The following is a 23,946-nucleotide window of genomic DNA, read 5'->3' on the forward strand; positions in this document are numbered from 1 at the left end:
ACGAGGAAAAGCAATGAGCCACGAAGAGTTCATGTCCCAGGAGGAGGTCGATGCCCTTCTGAAGGGCGTCACCGGCGAATCCGACACGGAATCCGAGCAAAACGATCGCACGGGCGTACGCCCGTACAACATCGCGACGCAGGAACGCATCGTCCGTGGCCGGATGCCGGGCCTCGAAATCATCAACGACCGCTTCGCGCGCCTGTTGCGCGTCGGCATTTTCAACTTCATGCGGCGCTCGGCGGAAATCTCCGTCGGCCCGGTGAAGGTGCAGAAGTACAGCGAATTCACGCGCAATCTGCCGATCCCGACCAACCTGAACCTGGTCCACGTGAAGCCGCTGCGCGGCACGTCGCTGTTCGTGTTCGATCCGAACCTCGTGTTCTTCGTGGTCGATAACCTGTTCGGCGGCGACGGGCGTTTTCATACGCGCGTCGAAGGACGCGATTTCACGCAGACCGAGCAGCGCATCATCACGAAGCTGCTCAATCTGACGTTCGAGCACTACACCGCGTCATGGAAGAGCGTGCGCCCGCTGCAGTTCGAATACGTGCGCTCGGAAATGCACACGCAGTTCGCCAACGTCGCGACGCCGAACGAAATCGTCATCGTCACGCAGTTCTCGATCGAGTTCGGCTCGACGGGCGGCACGCTGCACATCTGCATGCCCTACTCGATGATCGAGCCGATCCGCGACGTGCTGTCCTCGCCGATCCAGGGCGAAGCGATGGACGTCGACCGCCGCTGGGTGCGCGTGCTGTCGCAGCAGGTGCAGGCTGCCGAAGTGCAGCTGACCGCCGACCTCGCGCAGGTGCCGGTCACGTTCGAACAGATCCTGAACATGCGCAAAGGCGATGTTCTGCCGATCAACATCCCCGAGCACATCACTGCGAAAGTCGACGGCGTGCCGGTGATGGAATGCGGCTACGGAATTTTCAATGGTCAGTACGCGTTGCGGGTCCAGAAGATGATCAGCGCAGCCGACACGATGAAGGAAGGTGGATATGAGTGACCTGAACGCAAAGCCCGAGAGCGATCTCGAGGCCGCCGAGCAACTCGCCGCCGGCGCGCTGTCCGCCGCGGAAGACGACGCGGCGATGGACGACTGGGCCAGCGCGCTCGCCGAGCAGAACGGCAACGCCGAGGTCAACCCGGCCGCGGCCGGTGTGTTCCAGCCGCTGTCGAAGGTCGAACCGACCACGACGCACAACGATATCGACATGATCCTGGACATCCCCGTCCAGATGACGGTCGAGCTCGGCCGCACCAAGATCGCGATCCGCAATCTGCTGCAGCTCGCACAGGGCTCGGTCGTCGAGCTCGACGGCATGGCGGGCGAGCCGATGGACGTGCTCGTCAACGGCTGTCTGATCGCGCAGGGCGAAGTGGTGGTCGTCAACGACAAGTTCGGTATCCGGCTGACCGACATCATCACGCCGTCCGAACGCATCCGGAAACTCAATCGATGAAACGTTTGGCAGGTCGCGGCGTGTTGCTCGCGGCGCTCATCGCGTCCAGCGTCGCGCACGCCGCCGACATGAACGCGGTCAACAACGCCGCGAAGATCGCCTCGGGTGTCGGCGCGGGTAGCGCGGTGCCGGCGCTCGGCGTCGGCGCGGTGCTGCAAACCTTCGTCGGGCTCGCGGTCGTGATCGGCCTCGTGTTCGGCTGCGCATGGCTCGCGCGACGCTTCGGCCTGCAACCGGGCCAGCGCGGCGGCCTCGTGAAGACGGTCGGCGGCGCTTCGCTCGGCGGCAAGGAGCGCGTCGCGGTCGTTGAGATCGGCGATACGTGGCTCGTGCTCGGCGCCGCGCCCGGCAACGTGCGGCTGCTGCATACGATGCCGGCGGGTTCCGTCGCAGCCGATACGGTTGTCCCTTCGGCCGCGCCGCTTTCCGGCACCTTTGGTCAACGCTTTCGCGACGCCCTGAAGGGCGAAGTGGGCAAACGTTTCAACGCGCACCGCGGCGGGGATCGGTAATGCAGGTCAGTTTCAGGCAGTCAGGTTGTTTCTTCACGCTAATGCGCGGTGCGGCGCGCGCGCTCCCCGCAGCGCTTCGACTCGCGCTGCCGGCACTGCTGGTCGCGCTGCCGACGCTGTCGTTCGCGCAAACCGCCGGCCTGCCGGCCTTCACGACGAGCCCCGGCCCGAACGGCGGCACGACCTACTCGCTGAGCGTGCAGACGATGCTGCTGCTCACGATGCTGTCGTTCCTGCCCGCGATGGTGCTGATGATGACGAGCTTCACGCGCATCGTGATCGTGTTGTCGCTGCTGCGCCAGGCGCTCGGCACGACCACGACTCCGCCGAACCAGGTGCTCGTCGGTCTTGCGCTGTTTCTGACGTTTTTCGTGATGTCGCCGGTGCTCGATAAGGCCTATAACGAAGGCTACAAGCCGTTTTCGGAAGGCACGCTGCCGATGGACCAGGCGGTCTCGCGCGGCGTCGCGCCGTTCAAGACCTTCATGCTGCGTCAGACCCGCGAAAGCGACCTCGCTCTGTTCGCGCGCATCTCGCACGCGGCGCCGATGCAGGGGCCCGAAGACGTGCCGCTGTCGCTGCTGGTGCCGTCGTTCGTGACGAGCGAGTTGAAAACCGGCTTCACGATCGGCTTCACGATTTTCATTCCGTTCCTGATCATCGACATGGTGGTCGCGAGCGTGCTGATGTCGATGGGTATGATGATGGTGTCGCCGGCGACGATCTCGCTGCCGTTCAAGCTGATGCTGTTCGTGCTCGTCGATGGCTGGCAGTTGCTGCTCGGCTCGCTCGCGCAGAGCTTCGTCTGATTATTTTCGACTCCTCGTTCTTGAGGTACCCACGATGACACCCGAAGCAGTCATGACGCTGGCCCACCACGCCATGTACATCGGCCTCATGATGGCCGCCCCGCTGCTGCTCGTCGCGCTCGTCGTCGGTCTGGTCGTGAGCCTGTTTCAGGCGGCCACGCAGATCAACGAGAGCACGCTGTCGTTCATCCCGAAGCTGCTCGCGATCGCGGCCACGCTGGTGATCGTCGGTCCGTGGATGCTGACCACGATGCTCGACTATCTGCGCCACACGCTCACCAGCATTCCGACGCTCGTCAACTGAGCGCCGCTCGCACGTCCGCCCTCCCCGCTCCATGTTCACGGTCACCTACGCGCAACTGAACGTCTGGCTGACCGCGTTCCTGTGGCCGTTCGCGCGCATCGCCGCGCTGATCGCGACCGCGCCGGTGTTCGGAAATACGTCGCTGCCCTCGCGCGTGAAAATCGGCCTCGCCGCGTTCACGACGATCATCGTCGCGCCGACGATCGGCGCGCTGCCGCAGGTCACCGTGTTTTCGGCGGACGGCGTGTGGATTCTCGCCAACCAGTTCCTGATCGGCGTCGCGCTCGGCGTGACGATGCAGATCGTGTTCCAGGCGATCGACGCAACCGGCTACTTCATCGGCCTCGGCATGGGTCTCGGCTTCGCGACCTTCTTCGACCAGCAGGCGACCGGCTCGGGCGTCGTGATCTCGCGCTATATGACGACGATCGCGACGCTGGCGTTTCTCGCCGTCGATGGTCATCTGCAGATGATCGCCGCGCTCGTCACGACGTTCCAGTCGGTGCCGGTGTCGGCCAACCTGCTCGCGCCGCACGGCTGGCAGACGCTGGCGAACTGGGGCAGCTCGATCTTTTCGGCGGGGCTGCTGCTGTCGTTGCCGGTCGTCGTCGCGCTGCTGATCGCCAACCTGGCGCTCGGCATTCTCAATCGCGCGGCGCCGCAGATCGGCGTTTTCCAGATCGGCTTTTCGCTGACGATGCTGGTCGGTCTGCTGCTCGTGCAACTGATGCTGCCGAACATGATCCCGTTCTTCGTGCGGCTGTTCGATAGCGGCATCGATGAGATGGGACGGGTCGCGGCGGCGCTGAAATAACCCGGAAAATCCCGGACATAAAAAAAACCGGCTCGAGTTCATCGCGCCGGTTTTTTTTATTGCGCCGCCGAAGCGGCATCAGTTGTTGATGTACTGGAACAGCGACATGTTCTGGATTTGCACGAACGCTTGCTGCGAAGCCTGCAAGGCCGCCTGCTGCATCGTGTACTTGCTGATCGTCGAGACCATGTCGGTCTGCGTCAGGTCCGCGAGATTGCTTTGCGTTTGCAGCGAGTTGGTCTGCGTGACCGTTTGCAGCGCCTTGACTTCCTGCTCGCGGCCGCCCACCGATGCCTGCACCGCGGTGATGTTGTCCAGCGTGTTGCCGAGCTGCGACAGGCCCGTGTTCAACGCGTTCTGCAGCGTCGCCGCGGCCGCGGGGTTGCCGTTCACCGGCTGCTGGAGCGCGGTGATCATCGCGTTCAGGTTCGCGAATACGTTGGTGCCCGCCTGGTTGGCCGGCTGCACGGTGAATGTGTCGTTGGCGGCCGGTGTGCCTGTGATCTGGACCTTTTGGCCGGCGATCGTGATGTCCGAGCCTGACGTGTATGGCTGGGCCGTAGCAACCGGGGCGTTGGTGGTCGTGTCGGTGATCGTGTACGTGAGCGAGCTGCCGCTGCCGCTGAACTGGATCTGGTAGGCGTCCGCATTCCCCGCGTTGGTCGGATCGTTGACCGACACCGCGCCGATCACGCCGCTGCCCGTATTGGCCGAATTGCCCGAGGCGATCGACTGCGCGTTGGTCGCGCCGACGCTCATGAACACCGCCAGCCCATTGTCGCCGGTCGCGACCGCGTTGCTATCGGTGACCTGCACGGTGCGCGAGCCGGTGTCGCCCGTATAGGTGACGTTGCCGGCCGCATCGGTCGTGAAGGCCTGGGTCGAATTCTGGAAGCCGGCGAACAGCGCATTTCCGGAGCCGTCGGTCGCATTCGCGTAGGTGAGGAGCTGGTCGCGCAGCGTGGTCAGCTGCGCGGCGATCGCCGTGCGGTCGGCGTCGTTCAAAGCGCCGTTGCCGGCGCGCAGGCCCAGCGTGTTCGCGCTTTGCAACGTCGTGATGACGGTGGACAGCGTCGAGTCCTCGGCCTGCAACGACGTGAGCGCCGCGGTCTGGTTCGTCGTGTACTGCGACAGCGCGGCCGCCGTCGAGCTGAGCTGCACGGCCTGCGCGGCGCCGAGCGGATTGTCGGCGGGCGTGGTGAGGCTCTGGCCGCTCGAAATTTCCTGATAGATCTGCGACAACTGAGCCTGCTGATTGCTCATGTTCGCGACGTTCATGCTGAAGTACTGCTGGGAAGAAATTCGCATGGTTCAACGCCTTACGAAAAGATGCCAAGCAAAGTCTGGAACAGCGTCTGCGCCGTCTGGATGACCTTGCTGTTAGCCTGATAGAGCTGCTGGTATTGAAGCAGGTTAGCCGCTTCCTCATTGATATTGACGCCCGACACCGACTGCTGCGCCGACGTGATCTGCGTGACGAGCGAGGTTTGCGTCGTCGCCATCGCCTGGATCTGCGTGGCCTGGTTGCCGATGTTGTTGACGTAGCTCGCGTACGCGCTCGTCAGGGTCGCGGTGCCGCCCGCGAGCACCTGTGCCTTCGTCAGGTTCGACAAGAGTTGCGCGTTGCGGCCGTCGTTGGTCGCGCCGGTGTTCGGTCCGATCGTGAACGAGTCGCCGTTGGCTGGCGTGCCGCTGATCGTGACCGTCACGTTGTTCATCACGCCCGCGTTCGTCGAGTTGGTCGGGTTGGTGATGGTCAGCGTCGCGCCCGAATTCGGCGAGTACGGCACTGCGTCCGCTGCCGTGTTGATCGTGTACGACGTGGACGGCGAGCCGGCGACCGTCACCACCGAGCCGATCGGGAAACCGGTGAGGCCGGTGCCCGCGGTGTAGATGATCTTCGACGCGCTGGTCGGCGCGCTGTAGCCGGCCGATACCGTACCTTGCGTAATCGTCGCGCTGCCGGTGTTCGACGTCGACGCCGACGCGAGCACCGGCGCCGCGGCCGCGATCGCCGAGCCCGCCGTGGTGGTCAGCGCGAAGCCGTTCAGCGCGCCGCGGGTCGGCTCGACAGTGAACGAGTCGCCGGCGTTCATCGTGCCGCTCGCGACCGAGAACTGCAGGCCGCCGATCGGGTTGGTCAGGGCCGCCGCCGAACCGACGATGCTGCCCGTCTGGTTGTCGGTCAGCGTGTAGGCGCTGCCGTTGTACGACAGCGTGTAGTCGCCCGTGGTCGGCTGGCTCGCGTTGGCGAACGAGACGCCGAGCGTCGCGGTGCCGCTGTTCTGCGAGTTCGCGTACACGGTCGGCGAGCCGACGGTGAACAGCGCGCCGCCCGCGGTGCCGTTCAGCGTCAGGCCGAGTTCGTTCTGCGCATTGACCTGCGCGGCGAAGCTGGTCGCGATCGCACCGAGTTGCGCCTCGGCCGGATCGAGCGTTTGCGAGCGGAATTGCACCAGGCCGCCCAGCGTGCCGCCGGACACGCTGCTGTCGGACAGCGTCTGCGGAGTCGGGGTGGGCTTCGCGCCAACCTGGCCGAGATACTGGACCGACAGCTCGGTCGGATCGGCCGACGAAGTCGCCGTGCCGAGGTTGAAGCTGTTGCCGGCCAGCACGAGCGGCTGTCCGTTCGACATGAACAGGCTATAGCTGCCGTTGTCCTGCACGACCGACACGCCGATCAGCTGCGATAGGTTCGACACCGCCAGGTCGCGTTGGTCGAGCAGCTGGTTCGGCGGTTGGCCCTGGCTGCTCGCCTGCGTGATCTGCGTATTCAGCGACGCGATCTGCGCCGTGAAGGTGTTGATCTTCGTGACCGCGTCGCTCATCTGCGTGTTGACGCTCGCGCGCAACTGGTCGTATTGCTGGCCAGCCGCGTTGATCTGGTTCGCGAGCGTCTGTGCGTCGCTGATCGCGGTTTGTCGCGTCGCCACGCTCGACGCGTCGTTGGCGACGTTCTGCAGCCCCGTGAAGTAACCGCTGATCGCGCTCGCGATCCCCCCAGTCGGACTGCCGACGAGGTTGTTGAGCTGGCTGATCATCGTGTTGTACGTGCTGAGCGAGCTGCTCCACGACTGCGCGTTGTTGAGCTCGGTCGTCAGGTACTGGCTATACGCGCGCGTTATGGTGTCGGTGGAGACGCCCATCGGCATGTAGCCGGAGCCCGTATAGTTGCCGCCCACCTCCGAATACACCGGAGTTTCCATCGTATAGCCGGGCGTCGACGCATTGCTGATGTTCTCACCAGTCGTCGTCAAACCCCATTGGGCCGCGTTGAGTCCGCTAAGGCCGATATTCAACAGATTGCTGGACATGCGTCATCCTGAAGGGCGGCATCGCAGACATGCCACCGTGTTAGTGGAACATCCTCTTTAACGGCCCGTGGTGCGAAAAATTGAGGGCCATTCCACCTCGTTTGCGCTCGCCGCGATGTTGCCGCGCGATTGCGTCCACTGCTTGTGCAACGTTTGCTTCGCCGGCCAAAAAACGTTCGCGCGGTGCCGCGCGTCTCGCGCACGGCCGCCGCGCGTTCGGCTCGCGGCTCAGCGCGCGAGCGAGCGGCGCTTCATTTCGAGCTGGGTGATCAGCCGCTGCAGCGTGTTTTCCGCGCTGCCCGGCAGCGACAGGAAACGGAAGCCGAGCTGATAGCGCTGCGTGCCGTTCGGCATCGCGAGCGAGCGATGCGACACGAGCTGCAAATCGAGCGACAGACGGCCGAGCGCGCCCAGCGTGAGCTCGCAGTCCATCAGGCGGGCGCCCATCGGCAGTTCGGCAACGCGCAGGTCGGCCGTGCGCATGCCGACGCCGCCGAGCGACAGGTCGTGCACCTCGAAGCGGAACGTGTCGCCGTCGGGCAGACGGCCCGTACACATGAACGGGTCGAGAATCGGCGCGGCGACGCGGAAGTATTCGCGGCGCTGCACGTAGAACAGCACCTCGGGGAAGTCGGCCTCGAACGCCGGCATTCCTTCGAAGCGCGTCTCGCGCGGCGTCGGCGTCGCGAACTCGACGCGCACGCCGTCGGGCGACGCGTGGAACTGGCAACGCGGGGCGCTGAGCAGCCCCTTGTTCTGCTCGGGGAGCGCGCCCCAATCGAAGGTGAAGGTGCGCTCGCGCACGTCGACATCGAGCAGGCGCGTGACGAGCTGGCCGCCCGCATATTCGACCGTGAGGAAATCGCCGCGATTGACGATATTGCGCAGCTGCACGCCGATTTCCAGCGGATTGCGGCGGCCGAAATCGGAAGGGCTCTCGTCTTGCGGGACGTGCGGCTGACCGTTCGTGTCAATCAGGCCGTTCGACTGGTTCATATCCATGGGCTTGCCGGTAAGCATGTTCTTGCGGGCACGTGCCAGGGCCTAGCCATCGACTCTGAGGGTCTTCATGCAAAGCCGCAGCACACGCGTTCGACCGGACCTTGCAGCGCTGTTCCGGTATCGGGTCTAACTCGTTAGCGGCAGCATGGAGCCAAAATTTAGGGGCTCAATTTAAATATTCGCCGGAAAAGTTCGCGCAAACGTTAAAAGCGTATCCGCCCCATTTCCGGCGTTCAATCAGCCCATTTTCTGCATGATTGACAGCAGCTTTTTCGCGTAATGCGGGTCGGTCGCATAACCGGCGCGCTGCATGCCGTTCGCGAAACCGTTCACGTCGCGCGACGAATTGAGCACCTGTGCGTAACGCGGATTGTTCTTCAACAGGCGCGCGTAATCGGTCATCGCTTCCTCGTACGAGTCGTACGCGCGGAATTTCTCGACCGTGCGATGCGGCTTGCCGTTCACGTATTCGGTCGTGGCCGTCGACACGGTCTTGCCGGTCCAGTCGTTGCCCGCCTTGATGCCGAACACGTTGTGGCTGGTCGAGCCATCGGCCTTCTTGATCTCGCTCTTGCCCCAGCCCGATTCGAGCGCGGCCTGACCGATGATGAAGCGCGCCGGAATGCCGGTCGCCGCGCTCGCGGCCTGCGCCGGCGCGGCGAGCTTGTCGACGAACGCATCGACCTTCGGCGAGCTGCCGTCGCCGCGCGTCGGCGGCGTCAGCGCGCTATTGGCCGAGTAGCCGCGGCCCAGCGCGAGCTGGCCGTTGGCTTGGGCGTTGCCGTACGCGCGCGCGAGCGCGTTGAGCGCGGCGCTCTGGCCTTCGTCGCCGCCGCCGCCGACGCCGCCGACGCCGCCGACGCCGCCGCCGAGCGCGTTGGCCATGCCGGCGAGACCACCCGCCGCGCCCGCGCCGTTCGCGCCACCCACCTGCATGCCCTGGTTGCGCATCAACTGCTTGAGCATCGCGTCGGCGACGCCGATGCCTCGCTTGGACAGCTGTTGCGCCATCTGCTGGTCCATCATCGACGTGAAGGTCGCCGTGTCGTGCGAATCGAACGGGCTGTCCTGCGGCGTCGCATCGCGCATGCTCTTCAACATCATCTGCGTGAACACGGCGTCGAACTGCTGCGCGGCCATCTTCATGCCGGCTTGCGGCGAAGCCTTGGCCTGCGCGCTCAGTGCGCCGAAGCCTTGGACGTCGAGCGCAAACCGGCTGGTCAGGTCGCCGGCGGAGTTGATGCCATTGGTCGGATCGGAATTCATCTCGTGTGCTCCTTAGATGATTTCAAGCTCGGCGCGCAAGGCACCGGCTGCTTTCATGGCTTGCAGGATCGACATCAGATCCGCGGGCGTCGCGCCGAGCGCGTTGAGCGCCTTCACCACTTCGGCGAGGTTCGCTCCGGCGTTCACGAGTTTCAGCGAGCCGTTGTCCTGCTTCATCTGGATCTGCGACTGCTGCGCGACCACCGTGCGGCCGTTCGAGAACGCGCCCGGCTGGCTCACCACCGGCTGCGTATTGATCACGACCGACAGATTGCCGTGCGCGACCGCGCAGCTTTGCAGCGTGACCATCTGGTTCATCACGATCGAGCCGGTGCGCGCGTTCAGGATCACCTTCGCGGCCGCCTGCCCGGGGCGCACTTCGAGGTTCTGCAATTGCGCCATGAACGACACCTGCTGCTGCGGATCGGCCGGCGCGCGCAGCTGGATGGTGCGGCCGTCGAGCGCGGTCGCGGTGCCGCTGCCGAACGCGTTGTCGATCGCCGCGACCACGCGCTGCGTGGTGTCGTAGTCCATGTCGTTCAGGTCGAGCTGCATCATGCCCGCCTGCGACACCGCGGTCGGCACCGCGCGCTCTACGATCGCGCCGCCGGTGACGCGCCCCGCGGCCAACTGGTTGACCTGCACCTTGCTGCCGTTCGCGCTCGCGCCCGCGCCGCCCACGGCGACGTTGCCCTGGCCGAGCGCATACACCTGGCCGTCGGCGCCCTTGAGGGGCGTGAGCAGCAGCGTGCCGCCGCGCAGGCTCTTCGCATTGCCGAGCGACGACACGGTGATGTCGATCGCTTCGCCCGGCCGCGCGAACGGCGGCAGCACCGCGGTCACCATCACGGCGGCGACGTTCTTCAACTGGATGTTCGACAGCGACGACTGCGAGTTGCTCGAGCCGGCCGCCTGGTTGTTGATCGAGATGCCGAGGTTCGCGAGCATGTTCGCGAGCGTCTGCGTCGTGAACGGCGTCTGCGTGGTCTGGTCGCCGGTGCCGTCGAGGCCGACCACGAGGCCGTAGCCGATCAGCGGGTTGTCGCGCACGCCCTGGATTTGCGCGAGGTCCTTCAGGCGCTCGGCATGCGCGGGCGTCGCGGCCGGCAGCGCCGCGCAGGCGAGCACGACGAACATCAGTGCGCGGCCCGCGCGCGACAGCGTGTTGAAAACAGTACCCATGATCACCACGGCGCCACGTTGAGGAAGAACCGCTGCAGCCAGCCCATGGTCTCCGCTTCGTTGATGTAGCCCTTCGCGGAGTATTCGATCTTCGCGTCGGCGACCTGGGTCGAGTACACGGCATTCAGGCTCGAAATCGTGTTGGGGTTGACGACACCCGAAAAGCGCACGAACTCGTTGCCCTGATTGATCATCATCTGTTTCTCGCCGCTCACGATCAGATTGCCGTTGGCCTGCACGCCGGTCACAGTCACGGTGATCGTGCCGTTGAACGTGTTCGACGCGTTCGCGCCGCCAGTACCGGCAAAACCGTTGGCGCCGCTTGCGCTCAGGTTGGTCTTGGCGAACAGCCCGCTGAGAAAGCCCGCGGTCGGCACGCTCAAGTTCGTGCTGCCATTGCGACTCGCATTCGCGCCCGAGTTCTTCGTTGCGTTGATGTTCTCGGCGATGACGATCGTGATGATGTCGCCCACGTTGCGCGGCCGCTGATCTTCGAATAGCGGACGGCCCGCGAAGCCCGGGTTGTAGATCGAGCCCGGCGCCTGTGCCTGCGGCGGCACCGGCGGCAGCGCGGTCATCGGCTGCTGGATGATCGGTTGCTTCGGCACGAGCGCGCAGCCGCCGAGCGCGGCGAGCAGCGTGAGCTGCACGAGCGCGACGGCCGTGCGCGAATGAACCGGAGTGCGAGTGGAATGCGACATCATCGTTTACCGCCTTAAATTTCCAGTCCTCAAACCGGCATCTGGCTCAAGGTCTGCAGCATCTGGTCGGAGGTCGTCACGGCCTTGCTGTTGATTTCGTACGCGCGCTGCGTCTGGATCATGTTCACCAGCTCCTGCACGACGTTCACGTTCGACGCTTCCACGTAACCCTGGTTGAGCGTGCCCGCGCCGTTCAGACCCGGTTGCGCCACGTTCGGCGCGCCCGAGGACGCCGTCTCCGCGAACAGGTTCTCGCCCTTCGAGTCGAGGCCGGCCGGGTTGATGAAGGTCGCGAGCTGCATCGTGCCGAGCTGCTGCGTATTGCTCGATCCGGCCACGGTGATCGACACCGCGCCGTCGCTGCCGATCGTCAGCGAGGTCGCGTTGGCGGGAATCGTGATCGCCGGAATCACCTGGTAGCCGCTCGCCGTGACGAGCTGACCCTGCGCGTTGGTCTGGAACGAGCCGTCGCGCGTGTAGGCCGTCTGGCCGTCGGGCATCTGCACCTGGAAGAAGCCCGCGCCGTTGATCGCGACGTCCTTCGAGTTGCCGGTCTGCTGCAGGTTGCCCTGCGTGTACAGACGCTCGGTCGCGACCTGTTGCACGCCGGTGCCGAGCTGAATGCCGGACGGCAGCTCGGTTTGCTGCGTCGAGTTCGCACCCGGCTGGCGGATGGTCTGATACAGCAGATCCTCGAACACCGCGCGCGAGCCCTTGAAGCCGTTGGTGCTGACGTTCGCGAGGTTGTTCGAGATCACGTCCATCTGCGCCTGTTGCGCATTCATGCCGGTGGCGGCGATATAGAGTGAGCGGTTCACTTATGGTTCTCCTGGTCTCGGGGCGAGCCTCGTAGGGCACCCCGTGGCAATCCGTTAGCTGAAGCTGAGAATCTGGTTGGCGGACTGATCGTTCTTGTCGGCGTTTTGCAGCAACTGCGTCTGCATCTGGAACTGGCGCGCGTTGGTGATCATCGAGACCATCGCGCTCACCGGATTCACGTTGCTGCCTTCGAGCGACGCCGGCGCGAGCGTCACGGTCGGATCGGCGTCGGCGGGGTTGCCGTCGGCGGTGCGAAACAGACCGTCATCGCCGCGCGTGATCGACTGCGGATCGGGATTGACGAGCTTCAGCTGATCGATGGTGACGACCGCGGTGGGCGGATCGCCCGGCGTCAATGCCGTCACCGTGCCGTCCTTGCCGATCGTGATCTGCGCGCCCGGCGGCACCGATACCGGCCCGCCGTTGCCGAGCACGACCTGATTGGTCGCGTTCACGAGCTGGCCGTTTTCGTCGATGTGCAGATTGCCCGCGCGCGTGTAGGCCTCGTTGCCGTCGGCGGTCTGCACCGACAGCCAGCCGGCCCCCTGAATCGCGACGTCGAGCGGATTGCCGGTCTGCTGGATCGGCCCCGGCGTGTAGTCGGCGCCCGGTGTCGACGACAGCACGAAGGTGCGGGTCGTGTTGTCGTTGATCGTGCTGCCGTCGCCGAACGACATCGGCACGGCGCGGTAGGTTTCGAGCTGCGCGCGAAAGCCCGTGGTCGACGCGTTCGCGAGGTTGTTCGCGACGATCGCCTGCTGTTCGAGCGCTTGCGCGCTGCCCGACATCGCGGTGTAGATCAGCCGATCCATGAAGAGGTCCCGTTGGCTTACAGGTTGATCAGGGTCTGGTCGACGGCCTGCTGGGTCTTGATCGTCTGCGCGTTCGCCTGATAGTTGCGCTGCGCGGTGATCAGGTTGACCAGCTCGCTCGTCAGATCGACGTTCGAGTTCTCGACCGCGCCGCCTTGCAGCACGCCGTGATTGGTCGAACCCGGCGTCGAGATCTGCGCGACGCCGGAGGCCGACGTCTGGCCGTACTCGTTGTTGCCGAGGTTGACGAGACCGTTCTGGTTCGCGAAGTTCGCGAGCACGATCTGGCCGAGCGCCGCGGTCTGGCCGTTCGAGTAGTTGCCGGTCAGCGTGCCGTCGGCACCGACCGTGAAGCTGGTCAGCTGGCCCGCCGCGTAGCCGTTGGTGGACAGGCTGTTCACGCCGTTCTTGCCGCCGTACTGCGTGGTGCCAGCCATGTTCAGCGTGACGCTCTGCGGCGTGCTCGAACCGTCGGTGTTCGGCAGCGACATGGTGAACGCGCCGAGCGTCGCGGTCGCGAGGCCGGTCGTCGCGTCGGTCGTGCTGACCAGCGTGCCCGACGAATTGAAGTTCGCGGTGCCGATCAGCGAAGCGGTGCCGTTCGACGGGCCCGCGTACACGTTCCACGTGCCCGAGCCCGTCTTCGCGAAATACATGTTGACGGTCTGCGAGCCGCCCAGCGAATCGTAGACCGTCGTGCTCGTCGAGTAGTTGTAGGTCGTCGAGCTGGCCTGGTTGAACGTGGTTGGGTTCGGCGCAACCGTATAGCTGTCACCCGCCGTCGGCGTACCGCTGAAGGTGATGCTCTCGCCGTTGCCGAGCGTGATCGCCGTGCCCGCAGTGAAGGTCTGCGGGGCGCCGGGCGTGCCGGCCCCGACCGTGACCGTATAGTGGGTCGGGTCGGTGAAGTTAATCGTGTACGTGTCCGTGTTGCTGCCCGCGGCCGCGTTAGTAATCGTCGCGCCGGTCGTGCTCAGCCCTGCGCTGTTCCCGGCGCCGGGCGTCACGATCGGCGCGCCGAGCATGATGTCGCCCTGCGCGTTCAGGTTCAGGCCCGCGGTGATCGAGGTGGTCGCCTGCGGCGCGATGTTCGCGGTCGGCACGGTCAGCGGCACGGTCTGCGCGGTGTTGATGATGCCCGAGCTACTGGCCGCATAACCCATCAGCTGCAAGCCCTGCGCGTTCGTGATGTAGCCGTTCTTGTCGAGCTGGAACACGCCGTTGCGCGAATACACCAGCGTGCCGTTGTCCGACAGCTGGTAGAAGCCGTTACCGTTGATCGCGACGTTCAGCGCCTGGTTCGTCGTCGTGATCGTGCCTTGCGAGAACTGCTGCTGCACTTCGGAGAGTTTCGTACCGATGCCGATCTGCTGGCTCGTCGCGGTCGCGACCGAATTGGCGTACATGTCGGCGAATTCCGCGGTGCCGCTCTTGAAACCGACCGTGTTGGCGTTGGCGATGTTGTTGCCGATCACGTCGAGATCGCTCGACGACGCCGACAGACCGCTCAAACCTGTTTGATAGCTCATGACGTACTCCGTATCTGGAAAGTCGTAACTGGATGGATCCGGATTACAGGATCGCGGCGACGCTGGTCAGGCCGACCGTCGTGCCGTTCGACAGCACGAGGCCCGGCGTGCCGCTGCTCTGCTGGACGATGCCTTGGACCGTCGCGCTGGTGAGCGTGGTGGCCGTCGCCTGCTGGCCGTTGATCGTGCCGGTCGCGGTAATCGTGTAAGTGCCGTCGGGCAGCGTGTTGCCTGCCGTGTCGGTCGGTGTCCAGCCAACCGGAACCGTGCCGGCCGACTGCTTGCCGAGATCCAGCGTGTTGACGATCGTGCCGGCCGAGTTCTTTACGACGATCTGCAGGTCGCTCACGGCATTCGCGAGCGTGACGCCGAACTCGTTCGCCTTGCCGCTCGACACCGTGACCGAGTTGCCCGGTGCGAGCACGGTCGAGCCGATCAGCAGCGCGGACTGCGCCTGCTGGCTGGCCGACAGCTGCGTCGACAGCGAGGTCAGCGAGGTATTGAGGTTGCTGATGCCCTGCACCGTGCTGATCTGGGCAAGCTGCGAGGTCATCTGCGAGCTGTCCATCGGATTGGTCGGGTCCTGGTTCTTCAGCTGCGCGACAAGCAGTTGCAGGAAGGTGTTCTGCAGGTCCGAGGCCGAGGTGCCCGAGGTGCCGTTCGTCGAGCTGCTGTTCGTGCCGTTCATCGTGTCGAGCAGCGTCTGCGAAACGGTCGTGCCGTTGCTGCCGATCGTGGTGTTGGTGGTCAAAGGCTCTCTCCTCAGGTTCCGATCGTGAGCGTTTTCAGCATCAGGGTTTTGGCCGTGTTCAGCGTTTCGACGTTGGCCTGGTACGAGCGCGAGGCCGAGATCATGTTGACCATCTCCTGCACCGGGTCGACGTTGGGCAGCGTCACGTAGCCGTTCGCGTCGGCGGCCGGATTGCCCGGGTCGTACGCGGTCTTCATTGGCGACGGATCGTCGACCACGCCGGTCACCCGCACGCCGCCGACCTGCTGGCCGGAGCGCGTGCGCGCGCCGCCGATCGGGTTCACCGCGAATATGACCTGCTTGGCCTTGTACGGCTGACCGTCGGGGCCCGTCGTACTGTCCGCGTTGGCGAGGTTCGACGCCGTCACGTTGAGTCGCTCCGACTGCGCCGACATCGCGGAACCCGCGACACCAAAAATATTCATCAGGGATGGCATGTTTCCTGACCTCTCCTGCCGGTTCGCACCGGCTTCACGTTAAGTCCCGTAGCGTTTCTGTTCGTGCGTGCATGCTGCCTGTGTTCAGCTGCTATGCGCCCTGCTCGTGCGGCGTACTCGTGCCCGGCTTACGACGAGCCCGACGTGATCGCCGACAGCATCGTCTTGATCTGGTTCGACACGACCGTCATACCCGACTGGAAGTGCACCGTGTTGTCGGCAAACTGCACACGCTCGACGTCGACGTCGACCGTGTTGCCGTCGAGCGCCGGCTGCAGCGGCATGCGGTATTGCAGGTTGCCGTAGTCGTCGGGGCTGCCGCCCGTCGGGGTCAGCCTGGCCTTGCCGCTCATGTGGCCGGCCTCGGTCGTGTTCATCGACATGCCGCTCGTCACGCCGGCGGGTTGCGCCATTGCGAGCGTCGTGTTGTTCGACGCGCCCTGCCCGGCGGTGCTGCGGCCCGTTTTCTTCAGCGCGCCGGCGAGCGACGACGCGAAGTCGATATCGCGCGCCTTGTAGCCGGGCGTGTCGGCGTTCGCGATATTCGACGACAACAGTTCCTGCCGGTATGCGCGTACATCCAGCGCCTGCCGGCCGAACGCGAATTCGGCATCGAGTTTGTCCAGCATCGGAATCTCCCGAGAACGTTTCCAAGGCCGTCCCGTGTGCGCATCGTGAAAGACACGCCGTGGGTGCGAAGGCCTTTTTGCATGTGATGCATCTTATTGGCCGGGCGCAAGGGGCAATCGGACGAATAACCGGGAAAGGGGGCTTCTATTCAACGTTTGCGCGAAAGGGGTGCTCACTAGAATGCAAGGCGTACCGAGGCATTCGATGGAGACCCGCGATGGACCAGCCCACCAACACCTTGCCGCAGCGTGCGGGCGGCACGACGAGGCGTCGCGTGGGTGGTGCGGGGGCCGATGAGCATGTCGATGGTTCGGAGGGTGTGCTCGCGCAACCGCTGCCGCGCTCTATCTCGCGGTGCGTTGCGCGTTGCCTGACGCGGGTGGTGATCAACGTCGCCGTATGGGTTGCGGGCGGCATCGTGTTGCTGCCGGCTACGACCAAGGCGCAGGATGCGGCTGGCCCGATCGTGATTCCGGGGCCCGCCGAGAACAACCCCGCCGCGCTGAACGATCTGGCGCAACGGATTCAGACGCCGGCGCAGCGCGGCGCGTCGGCGGCTTCGCTCGCGGCGGCGACCGCGCAGTCGCTCGGCCGCGCACCCGCGTCGCGCGACACCGATACGTTCGGGCGTGCGGCGAGCGCTAGCGGCGCGATCGTCATTCCGGGCGCGGGCGAGCCCGCAGCCGCCGCGCCGGCCATCATTCGCACCAACTTCAAACCGGACGCCAACGGCGTCGTGACGATTCCTCCGGCTGCCAGCACGGGAGCGTCGGGCGTCGCGCGCGTGAATGTCGAAGCGGGCCCGGCCGCCGGCGCCGCGAATTCGCGCGCGGTCGCCGCCAATGCGCCGCAAGGCGATGGCTTCGACAGTCTCGCGGCACGCGGCGAGCCGCCCGAGTTCGGCGCGAATGGCAAGCCGCTCGCGGCCGCTGTCGGCCAGCCGGCGCGTCTGCCAAGTGTGAAAGCGCCCGCGACGTCGCCCGGCGCGCGCCAACCAGCCGCCAACACGTCCACCGCCATTGCACAGAGAACGCCGCAGACCGCTGCCGCACCCGCGCCGCTGCCAGGCCAGCAGGACCCGGAAGCGATTCATGCAGCCGCGCTCGCGTTCCTGAAACAGCAGGCCGTCGGCCTGCCCGGCAAGGTCGACATCACGGTCGCGTCCGCGTTTGCGCGCGGCCTCGCAGCGTGCACGTCGCTCGAACCGTTCATGCCGAGCGGCGGGCGCTTGTGGGGGCGGCTCACCGTCGGCGTGCGCTGCGCAGGCGAGCGGCCGTGGACCATTTATCTGCAGGCGCACATCTCGCTGCATGCAACCTACTACCTCGCCGCCCGCGCGATGGCGCCGGGCGAAGTGCTCACGGCCGCCGACCTCGTCGCGCGCGAAGGCGACCTGACCGGCCTGCCGCAGGCGATCGTCACCGACCCGTCGCAGGCGGTCGGATCGGTCTCGCTGGTGCGGATCCCGGGCGGCATGCCGCTGCGCCGCGACATGCTGAAGAGCGCGTCGGCGGTGGTGTTCGGCCAGACCGTACGGGTCGTCGCAGCCGGCGACGGTTTCTCGATTTCGTCCGAGGGCAGCGCGATGAACAACGCGTCGCCGGGTCAGCAGGTGCGCGTGAAAACCGCAAATGGCCAGATCATCTCCGGCATCGTCAAGGACGGCGGCACGGTCGAGATCCAGATGTGAGCGGACTGGTGGCAACGAGCACCGTCGCAGCTGCTGGCGCCGCGGTGGCCGGAGCAGACAGACGGGTATTGAAAGGGGCAGATGGCCGCCTGCCGGCGGGCCGGGGGTCGAGCGATTGCGCTAAAGTTTTGATCAGCAGTTGCCGTTATCAGGATCAAATCGTAAGGGAAGCCAATCGTGAAAGTCGATCCCACCACCTCTTCGAATCTGCCGTCGTTGAAAGACGCTTTGTCCCGTTCACAGCAGAGCGGCGAAGCCACGCCGGCAACCAGCGCCACGCAGGGCGCGACGGGCACGGCCGCGCGAGCCGCGAGCAGCGCGTCGGGCGACACGAGCGTCAACCTGTCGGGTCTGTCGCAGCATCTGCGCAGCCTCGCGGCGTCCGGCTCGGCCGACATCGACACCGCGCACGTCGAGTCGATCAAGCAGGCGATCAAGGACGGCACGCTGCAGATCGACTCCGGCAAGATCGCCGACGGCGTACTGCAGACGGCGCGCGATCTGTTGCAGAACAAAACCTCGTCGACCGGCAACTGATCGGCATTGCGCCGCGCGGTGATCTGCCGGGCGGCGTTCGACCAACGCGGTTCGCGCGTCGTTCGCGAGCCGGTGTGCGTAGCGAGTTGTTGACATGAAAGACGCCCTGGTTGCTACCCTGATCGAAGAATATTCGACCGTCGAAGCGTTCGCCTCGATCCTCACTCTCGAAACCAAAGCACTGACGGCGGTCTCGCCAATGGAGCAGTTGCCAGCGATCGTCGAGAAGAAAACCGAACTGATCGGCGTGCTCGCGAGGCTCGAAGCCGCGCGCGACGCACACCTGACCGAACTCGGCTTTCCGACCGGCTGGTCCGGCATGGAACTCGCGGCGAGCACCGACGCGCGCATCGCGACGCAATGGAAGCTGCTGCAGAAAGCCGCGGATCGCGCTCGGCGCGTCAACACCAACAACGGCGAGCTGATCCGCGTGCGGATGGACTACAACCAGCGCGCGCTAAAAGCGCTGCAAGTCAACGTGCCGCGCAAGACGAATCTGTATGGGCCGGATGGACGAGTTCCGGCTTATTCGGGACTTTGATCGGCCCGCCTGTCCGGCCCGCAATCGGGCAATATCCGAAATGAATTAAAAGGCCCGTCGATGACGGGCCTTTTCATTTTTCGCCACCGCTTTTTCACCCACTTTCCTCCGCATTCCACGCCGCGTTAGCCGTTCGGCTAGCTGGCGCCAATCGACCTCATCACGTTGAAATGATGACTTCGTTCGAGGTTTCTCAGACGCCGCGGCTTCGAGGGGGGCCGAGCATCGACGGGCGAAATCTTGTCTGCCAGTGATTTTGTGTAGGTGTGTGTATAATGGAGGGTATGAACAGTGCCGAGGTCGTCAAATTGATTCAAGCAAATGGCTGGCAGCTCGTCCGCATAGCGGGCAGTCATCATCATTTCAGGCACGCGGGAAAGCGGGGGCTCGTCACCCTCCCCCATCCGAAACAAGATTTGCCGGCCGGCACTCTGAACAGCATTCTGAAACAGGCGGGGCTCAAATGAAGCATCTGATCTTTCCGATCGCCATCGAACCCGGAGACAACACGCACGCGTTCGGCGTCGTGGTGCCCGATATCCCGGGCTGCTACTCCGCGGGCGACACGCTCGAACAAGCGTATGTGAACGCGAAAGAGGCGATCGAATCGCATCTCGAAACCTTGCTCGACGAAGGCTTGCCGCTGCCCGAGCCGCTCACGCTCGGCGAGCATCGGCGCAATCCCGAGTTCGAGGGGTTCACATGGGGGTTCGTGACAACGCGCAATATTCCGGCGTTGAAGAAGGCGGTTCGCATCAATATCTCGTTGCCCGAGGTGCTGGTGCAGGAGATCGACGCGTATGCGCAGGCGCGCGGCATGTCGCGCTCGGCGTTTCTCGCGCTCGCCGCCGAGCATGAGATGGCGGACGCTTGAGCAACGGTGGGCGGCACCGGCGTGCATCGGCATCGCCGCACCGCCGCATCTGAACGGCAGCGCTTGAAGATCGCCGGCCTGCCCCGCGGTCGCGTCAGTTCGTTTCGGCGTTCGCCCAGGCCATTTCGCGCAACCGGGCGCGCAGGCGTGCCACCGCCTGGCTGTGCAACTGGCATACGCGCGATTCGCTGACTTCCATCACCGCGCCGATCTCGCGCAGATTCATGCCGCGCTCGTAGTACAGCGACATCAGCAGCTTCTCACGCTCCGGCAAGCGGTCGATCGCTTCGATGAGCGCCGAGCGCAAGCTGTCGTCGAGCAGCGCCGACAGCGGATCGGAATGATCGACGCAGTAGCGGTCCAGAAAAGGCTCGTCGTCGGCGGAGCGGTCGAAGTCTTCGTAGTAGATCAGCTGGCTGCCGTGCAGGTCCTGCAGCATCGACTGATATTCGTCGAGCGGCATCTGCAGGTGCTCGGCGACTTCCGCCTCGCTCGCCGAGCGGCCCAGGTTCTGCTCCACCTTGTGCACCGCGGATTCCACTTCGCGCGACGTGCGGCGCAGGCTGCGCGGCAACCAGTCGTTGCTGCGCAGCTCGTCGAGCATCGCGCCGCGAATCCGCTGGCTGGCATAGGTCTCGAACTGTGCGCCCTGGTCTTCCTTGTAGCGGCCGGCGGCATCCAGCAAGCCGATCATGCCGGCCTGGATCAGGTCGTCGAGATCGACGCTCGCCGGCATTTTTGCGACAAGCTGCAAGCCGAGTCGACGCACGAGCGGTGCGTATTTCGTCAGAACGTCGGCCTGAGAAATCTTTCCCTGAGCGTTGTACATCGTGCTCCCCTTATCCTTCGTGCACGCCTTTTAAGCGTGATGCGCGGACGGTTGGTCGGCGTGGTGCGCCGCTGTAACTGTCGCAGGCGCCCGCCAGGGCGTTTGCGACGACATCGCTGGCCGCATCGGCCAGTACTGCAATTCGGCGGCGAGATGGCGGAAGTCGCGCGCGGCCGGGGTCGACGGAAACGCATCGACCACACAGCGCGACAGCTCGAGCGCCCGCGCCATGCGCACGTCGGCCGCGATGCAGCCGGCGCATTCCAACGCGACGGTCAGGTAACGGCCGGCCACGCCGGCGAGCTTCGCGAACGCGGCTTGCGCGTCGTTGGCGCTTTGCACGTGATTGGCGAGCACGCGCAACTGCGCGATCGCGTGCGCGTAGTGCAATCGCTTGATGCACGCATAAGCGTCGGTGATCGCCTCGCCCGACATGCGCGCGACGATCATCACGTCGTGCGCCTGCTTCGCGAGCGGCGACAGATGCCCTTCGACGTCGAGCTGCGCGTCGATCAGCACGATGTCGGCCGAGCCGCCGAGCAGCGCGCTGAGTTCGGCCTCCGTGTGACCCTCGCGGTTGTTGCGCGACGCGGCCAGCACCGAAAAGCCGAGCGGGTGACGCGCGGCGGCGAAGTCGACCGGCGTGTCGCCGCGCATCACCGCCGCGAAGTTGCCCGCGCCGCGCAAGCCGCCAAGCATTGCGCTCACCGAGTTCTCACCGACGCATTCGTCGATCACCAGCACGTCCTTGCCCTGCTGCGCGAGCGCCGCGGCGAGGTTCACCGCCGCTGTCGTATTGCCGACGCGCGACGACGCACCCGCCAGCGCGATCACGCGCGCACCGCCGCGCGCGAGCAACCGCCGTAACCCTTCGGCTTGATCTGAACCGAACTTATCCAAAGCGAACCTCGTGCAGCTCGGCCGTCGAACGTGCGGAAAGCGAGGACAGCAAAGCAGGGATGTCGTCGTCGTGCGGCACGAACGGCGAGTTGTCGCGCGGAATGCAGAAGGTGCTCTTGATCAGGAATTTCTTCGTCGCGACGTACAGGTTCTCCGGCACCTTCTGTCCGGTCGATACGTAATGCACCGGCAGCTTGTAGCGGATCACCGTATCCAGCACGCCGCCGAGGTTGGTCGCTTCGTCGAGCTTGGTCAGGATGCAGCCGGCGAGCGGATGCTGGTCCGGCGCACGCTGATAAGCCTGCACGACTTCGTTCAGCGTGTCGCCGTGGCTCGTTGCGTTGAGCAGCAACAGACGCTGCACCGGCTGGCCGGCGCGGCTCAGCATCGCGATCTGCTCGGACACGAGGCGGTCGCGCTGGCTCATGCCGATCGTGTCGATCAGCACGATGTGCTTGTTGCGCAATTCAGAGAGCGCGAGTTGCAGATCGGCGCTGTCCTTCACCGCGTGCACGGAAACACCGAGAATCTTGCCGAAGATGCGCAGCTGTTCATGACCGCCGATGCGGTAGCTGTCGGTGGTCAGCAGCGCCACCTTGCTCGCGCCGAAGCGCATCACGCAGCGCGCGGCGAGCTTCGCGGTGGTGGTCGTCTTGCCGACGCCGGTCGGCCCCATCAGCGCGAACACGCCGCCGCGCTCCATCAGCGCGTCTTCGTTCTCCATCACCGGCAGGTTCGATTCGAGCACCGAGCGCACCCAGTCCATGCCGCCGTCCATCGTGTCGACGGCTTCGGGCATGTTGTCGACCAGCATCTGCACGAGCTGCGCGGAAAAGCCCGCGGCGAACAGATGCTTGGTGAGCGCGGCGCGTGCCGGACTGCGGCGCTGTCGATCGCCCCACATCAGACCCGCGAATTGCTCTTCCATCATGTCGCGCATCGACGACAGCTCGTTCATCACGGTGTCCCGGACGACCTGCTCCATGCGCCCCTTGATCGCTTCGGCGACGGCGGCCGGCGTGCGGCCCTCGTCGCTAGGGGACGCCGGCGCGATCTTCTGCGCGCTGCGGCGCGCGGCGACTTCGGCCGCTTCGCGCGCCCAGTCGGGCGTGTCGATCACCGGCCGCGCGTCGACCGCGTTGCCGAGGCCTTTGGCGGTCGCGACGGCGGGCGTCATCGCGGCGGGACGTGCGCTGTATTGGCCGTCCTGTTGCTGCTGCTCGGCCGCGATGCGGCGCGCGTGATCGATCAGCCACGGATTCGATTCGGCCATCGTGCGCGGCGCGGCGGCCTCGCTCGCTGCGACGGCCGGCGGTACCGGCACGCCGGCGGCCTTCAGCAGATCCGCGCGGATGTCTTTCGACAGGCGCGTGGATGCGGCGCGGGCGCTCGCGCCGGAAGGCGCGGCGGCAGCGGGCTGGCTCGCGACGGGCGCGGCGCTCGTCGCGATGGCCGCGGACGCGCCGCTCGCGCCCAGCATCGCCGGGCCAACTGACGAACCGGCGGGTAACGAGGCCGGCGCTGCTTCAGTCGCGGACAGCATGTCGGCCGCCTGGCCGACTGCGGAATTGAGCGCAGAATTGAGCGCCGTCCTGTTCGCCGGGCCGCCCATCGAATCCGCGGCTGCCTTCGCAGGCTCGATCGCCGGCATCGCTTCGGCACCCGCTTCCGGGCTCGCGCCGAACACCGACGAAAACACGTCCGGCATGGCACTCGCATACGGATTCATCGGCGCCGCGGACAAGCCTCGCGGGGCCGCCGTCGATGCCGCGCCTTCGCGCGCCTTCGGCGTGATCGCGGCCAGATCGCTATCGGCGAGCGCGACGATTTCGACGCTGCCGTCGTCCATCGTCCGATTCGACAGCACGACCGCATCGGCGCCCAGTGCTTCGCGAACGAGACGCAACGCATCGCGACTGGTAGCACCGACAAATTTACGAATGTTCAAGCTGGACCCCCGATGAGGTATACGGACTGACGGACCGGCAATACACCGCTTCCCATTGCGATCAATTATTGCGAAACGCGTCGGGCGACGATCGATGGATAAAGACCGTTAAAGGCGGGCAATTCGCGCGATGGACACACGGCAGGCATACCGCCTGCGGAGGCCCGCAAAGGCGTTTTTACCGATCCAACGACAGACGGAATCGCAAGCGCAAACAAAAACCGGCGCCCCACTGGAGCGCCGGTTTGCGTCGTATCGACAGTCACGAGCGAGCGG

26 protein-coding genes are annotated in these 23,946 nt (G+C 65.4%); 11 read left to right on the forward strand and 15 right to left on the reverse strand.

From position 1 onward, the window contains the following. Positions 1–13 precede the first annotated feature (13 nt). Genes fliM through fliR form a run of 6 tightly spaced genes read left to right on the forward strand, consistent with a single transcriptional unit; the run spans position 14 to position 3,908 of the window. On the forward strand, positions 14–1,012 hold the full coding sequence (gene fliM / locus VSR82_RS21385; protein WP_013090865.1) for a flagellar motor switch protein FliM: 999 nt from the start codon (positions 14–16) through the stop codon (positions 1,010–1,012). Next, on the forward strand, positions 1,005–1,469 hold the full coding sequence (gene fliN / locus VSR82_RS21390) for a flagellar motor switch protein FliN (protein ID WP_368585683.1): 465 nt from the start codon (positions 1,005–1,007) through the stop codon (positions 1,467–1,469). The genes fliM and fliN overlap by 8 nt, the downstream gene beginning before the upstream one ends. Then, positions 1,466–1,981 carry a flagellar biosynthetic protein FliO gene (gene fliO, locus VSR82_RS21395; RefSeq protein ID WP_429461236.1) on the forward strand — a complete coding sequence of 172 codons (516 nt, stop codon included), beginning with the start codon at positions 1,466–1,468 and terminating at the stop codon, positions 1,979–1,981. The genes fliN and fliO overlap by 4 nt, the downstream gene beginning before the upstream one ends. Positions 1,982–2,022: 41 nt before the next feature. Further along, positions 2,023–2,790: a flagellar type III secretion system pore protein FliP gene (gene fliP / locus VSR82_RS21400; RefSeq protein WP_368585686.1), complete on the forward strand. Its 768-nt coding sequence runs from the start codon at positions 2,023–2,025 to the stop codon at positions 2,788–2,790. A 34-nt stretch (positions 2,791–2,824) separates the two neighbouring features. Next, positions 2,825–3,094 carry a flagellar biosynthesis protein FliQ gene (gene fliQ / locus VSR82_RS21405; RefSeq protein ID WP_368585681.1) on the forward strand — a complete coding sequence of 90 codons (270 nt, stop codon included), beginning with the start codon at positions 2,825–2,827 and terminating at the stop codon, positions 3,092–3,094. A gap of 31 nt (positions 3,095–3,125) precedes the next feature. Beyond that, a complete protein-coding gene (gene fliR, locus VSR82_RS21410; RefSeq protein ID WP_410852513.1) occupies positions 3,126–3,908 on the forward strand; it encodes a flagellar biosynthetic protein FliR in 783 nt (260 codons plus the stop codon). 78 nt (positions 3,909–3,986) lie between these two features. Here the strand turns inward: fliR and flgL are convergent, their stop codons facing one another. The 12 genes from flgL to flgB form a co-directional block, all read right to left on the reverse strand. Further along, positions 3,987–5,216 (reverse strand): flagellar hook-associated protein FlgL, encoded by a 1,230-nt coding sequence (flgL, locus tag VSR82_RS21415; protein WP_368585679.1) that lies wholly within the window; start codon positions 5,214–5,216, stop codon positions 3,987–3,989. Between the two features lie 11 nt (positions 5,217–5,227). Further along, a complete protein-coding gene (flgK, locus tag VSR82_RS21420; protein WP_429461239.1) occupies positions 5,228–7,222 on the reverse strand; it encodes a flagellar hook-associated protein FlgK in 1,995 nt (664 codons plus the stop codon). A 228-nt stretch (positions 7,223–7,450) separates the two neighbouring features. Further along, on the reverse strand, positions 7,451–8,218 hold the full coding sequence (locus tag VSR82_RS21425) for a flagellar brake protein (protein ID WP_498858087.1): 768 nt from the start codon (positions 8,216–8,218) through the stop codon (positions 7,451–7,453). Between the two features lie 243 nt (positions 8,219–8,461). Further along, positions 8,462–9,490: a flagellar assembly peptidoglycan hydrolase FlgJ gene (gene flgJ / locus VSR82_RS21430; protein WP_429461243.1), complete on the reverse strand. Its 1,029-nt coding sequence runs from the start codon at positions 9,488–9,490 to the stop codon at positions 8,462–8,464. A 12-nt stretch (positions 9,491–9,502) separates the two neighbouring features. Next, complete coding sequence (locus VSR82_RS21435; protein WP_429461245.1) at positions 9,503–10,672, reverse strand: flagellar basal body P-ring protein FlgI; 1,170 nt, start codon at positions 10,670–10,672, stop codon at positions 9,503–9,505. A 2-nt stretch (positions 10,673–10,674) separates the two neighbouring features. After that, positions 10,675–11,373, reverse strand: coding sequence for a flagellar basal body L-ring protein FlgH (gene flgH / locus VSR82_RS21440; RefSeq protein ID WP_498858044.1), 699 nt, complete (start codon positions 11,371–11,373; stop codon positions 10,675–10,677). A 29-nt stretch (positions 11,374–11,402) separates the two neighbouring features. Further along, positions 11,403–12,191: a flagellar basal-body rod protein FlgG gene (flgG, locus tag VSR82_RS21445; RefSeq protein WP_429461249.1), complete on the reverse strand. Its 789-nt coding sequence runs from the start codon at positions 12,189–12,191 to the stop codon at positions 11,403–11,405. A gap of 54 nt (positions 12,192–12,245) precedes the next feature. Further along, positions 12,246–13,004, reverse strand: a complete 759-nt coding sequence (gene flgF, locus VSR82_RS21450; RefSeq protein WP_368585673.1) for a flagellar basal-body rod protein FlgF — start codon at positions 13,002–13,004, stop codon at positions 12,246–12,248. Positions 13,005–13,021: 17 nt separating this feature from the next. After that, complete coding sequence (locus tag VSR82_RS21455) at positions 13,022–14,533, reverse strand: flagellar hook protein FlgE (protein ID WP_429461252.1); 1,512 nt, start codon at positions 14,531–14,533, stop codon at positions 13,022–13,024. 43 nt (positions 14,534–14,576) lie between these two features. Next, positions 14,577–15,284 carry a flagellar hook assembly protein FlgD gene (locus VSR82_RS21460; protein ID WP_368585671.1) on the reverse strand — a complete coding sequence of 236 codons (708 nt, stop codon included), beginning with the start codon at positions 15,282–15,284 and terminating at the stop codon, positions 14,577–14,579. 11 nt (positions 15,285–15,295) lie between these two features. Continuing rightward, positions 15,296–15,721: a flagellar basal body rod protein FlgC gene (gene flgC / locus VSR82_RS21465; RefSeq protein ID WP_013090881.1), complete on the reverse strand. Its 426-nt coding sequence runs from the start codon at positions 15,719–15,721 to the stop codon at positions 15,296–15,298. Between the two features lie 128 nt (positions 15,722–15,849). Continuing rightward, positions 15,850–16,350, reverse strand: coding sequence for a flagellar basal body rod protein FlgB (gene flgB / locus VSR82_RS21470; protein WP_368585670.1), 501 nt, complete (start codon positions 16,348–16,350; stop codon positions 15,850–15,852). Positions 16,351–16,568: 218 nt separating this feature from the next. On the opposite strand from flgB, the gene flgA reads away from it, so the two are divergent. From flgA to VSR82_RS21495, 5 genes are all read left to right on the forward strand, one after another. Further along, positions 16,569–18,041 (forward strand): flagellar basal body P-ring formation chaperone FlgA, encoded by a 1,473-nt coding sequence (flgA, locus tag VSR82_RS21475; protein WP_429461254.1) that lies wholly within the window; start codon positions 16,569–16,571, stop codon positions 18,039–18,041. A gap of 177 nt (positions 18,042–18,218) precedes the next feature. Then, a complete protein-coding gene (gene flgM, locus VSR82_RS21480) occupies positions 18,219–18,578 on the forward strand; it encodes a flagellar biosynthesis anti-sigma factor FlgM (protein ID WP_368585668.1) in 360 nt (119 codons plus the stop codon). 94 nt (positions 18,579–18,672) lie between these two features. Beyond that, positions 18,673–19,119 (forward strand): flagella synthesis protein FlgN, encoded by a 447-nt coding sequence (locus VSR82_RS21485; protein ID WP_368585667.1) that lies wholly within the window; start codon positions 18,673–18,675, stop codon positions 19,117–19,119. A gap of 284 nt (positions 19,120–19,403) precedes the next feature. Then, a complete protein-coding gene (locus VSR82_RS21490) occupies positions 19,404–19,586 on the forward strand; it encodes a type II toxin-antitoxin system HicA family toxin (RefSeq protein WP_498858045.1) in 183 nt (60 codons plus the stop codon). Continuing rightward, on the forward strand, positions 19,583–19,993 hold the full coding sequence (locus tag VSR82_RS21495) for a type II toxin-antitoxin system HicB family antitoxin (protein WP_013090887.1): 411 nt from the start codon (positions 19,583–19,585) through the stop codon (positions 19,991–19,993). Before VSR82_RS21490 ends, VSR82_RS21495 begins: the two co-directional genes overlap by 4 nt. 94 nt (positions 19,994–20,087) lie before the next feature. Here VSR82_RS21495 and VSR82_RS21500 read toward each other — a convergent pair whose 3' ends face one another. The 3 genes from VSR82_RS21500 to flhF are packed head-to-tail and all read right to left on the reverse strand — an operon-like array spanning position 20,088 to position 23,670. Then, positions 20,088–20,822, reverse strand: coding sequence for an RNA polymerase sigma factor FliA (locus tag VSR82_RS21500; protein WP_368585665.1), 735 nt, complete (start codon positions 20,820–20,822; stop codon positions 20,088–20,090). Between the two features lie 30 nt (positions 20,823–20,852). Continuing rightward, positions 20,853–21,722 (reverse strand): MinD/ParA family ATP-binding protein, encoded by an 870-nt coding sequence (locus tag VSR82_RS21505; protein WP_368585664.1) that lies wholly within the window; start codon positions 21,720–21,722, stop codon positions 20,853–20,855. Then, complete coding sequence (gene flhF / locus VSR82_RS21510) at positions 21,715–23,670, reverse strand: flagellar biosynthesis GTPase FlhF (protein ID WP_429461260.1); 1,956 nt, start codon at positions 23,668–23,670, stop codon at positions 21,715–21,717. Before flhF ends, VSR82_RS21505 begins: the two co-directional genes overlap by 8 nt. Between the last annotated feature and the right edge of the window lie 276 nt (positions 23,671–23,946).

Source organism: Burkholderia sp. JPY481, assembly GCF_038900515.1.
GTDB lineage: Bacteria > Pseudomonadota > Gammaproteobacteria > Burkholderiales > Burkholderiaceae > Paraburkholderia > Paraburkholderia youngii.

Coding starts and splice junctions, on each gene's coding strand:
- fliM (WP_013090865.1), top strand. CDS start 14: ATGAGCCACGAAGAGTTCATGTCCCAGGAGGAGGTCGATGCCCTTCTG.
- fliN (WP_368585683.1), top strand. CDS start 1,005: ATGAGTGACCTGAACGCAAAGCCCGAGAGCGATCTCGAGGCCGCCGAG.
- fliO (WP_429461236.1), top strand. CDS start 1,466: ATGAAACGTTTGGCAGGTCGCGGCGTGTTGCTCGCGGCGCTCATCGCG.
- fliP (WP_368585686.1), top strand. CDS start 2,023: ATGCGCGGTGCGGCGCGCGCGCTCCCCGCAGCGCTTCGACTCGCGCTG.
- fliQ (WP_368585681.1), top strand. CDS start 2,825: ATGACACCCGAAGCAGTCATGACGCTGGCCCACCACGCCATGTACATC.
- fliR (WP_410852513.1), top strand. CDS start 3,126: ATGTTCACGGTCACCTACGCGCAACTGAACGTCTGGCTGACCGCGTTC.
- flgL (WP_368585679.1), bottom strand. CDS start 5,216: ATGCGAATTTCTTCCCAGCAGTACTTCAGCATGAACGTCGCGAACATG.
- flgK (WP_429461239.1), bottom strand. CDS start 7,222: ATGTCCAGCAATCTGTTGAATATCGGCCTTAGCGGACTCAACGCGGCC.
- VSR82_RS21425 (WP_498858087.1), bottom strand. CDS start 8,218: ATGAACCAGTCGAACGGCCTGATTGACACGAACGGTCAGCCGCACGTC.
- flgJ (WP_429461243.1), bottom strand. CDS start 9,490: ATGAATTCCGATCCGACCAATGGCATCAACTCCGCCGGCGACCTGACC.
- VSR82_RS21435 (WP_429461245.1), bottom strand. CDS start 10,672: ATGGGTACTGTTTTCAACACGCTGTCGCGCGCGGGCCGCGCACTGATG.
- flgH (WP_498858044.1), bottom strand. CDS start 11,373: ATGTCGCATTCCACTCGCACTCCGGTTCATTCGCGCACGGCCGTCGCG.
- flgF (WP_368585673.1), bottom strand. CDS start 13,004: ATGGATCGGCTGATCTACACCGCGATGTCGGGCAGCGCGCAAGCGCTC.
- VSR82_RS21455 (WP_429461252.1), bottom strand. CDS start 14,533: ATGAGCTATCAAACAGGTTTGAGCGGTCTGTCGGCGTCGTCGAGCGAT.
- flgC (WP_013090881.1), bottom strand. CDS start 15,721: ATGCCATCCCTGATGAATATTTTTGGTGTCGCGGGTTCCGCGATGTCG.
- flgB (WP_368585670.1), bottom strand. CDS start 16,350: ATGCTGGACAAACTCGATGCCGAATTCGCGTTCGGCCGGCAGGCGCTG.
- flgA (WP_429461254.1), top strand. CDS start 16,569: ATGGACCAGCCCACCAACACCTTGCCGCAGCGTGCGGGCGGCACGACG.
- VSR82_RS21485 (WP_368585667.1), top strand. CDS start 18,673: ATGAAAGACGCCCTGGTTGCTACCCTGATCGAAGAATATTCGACCGTC.
- VSR82_RS21490 (WP_498858045.1), top strand. CDS start 19,404: ATGAACAGTGCCGAGGTCGTCAAATTGATTCAAGCAAATGGCTGGCAG.
- VSR82_RS21495 (WP_013090887.1), top strand. CDS start 19,583: ATGAAGCATCTGATCTTTCCGATCGCCATCGAACCCGGAGACAACACG.
- VSR82_RS21500 (WP_368585665.1), bottom strand. CDS start 20,822: ATGTACAACGCTCAGGGAAAGATTTCTCAGGCCGACGTTCTGACGAAA.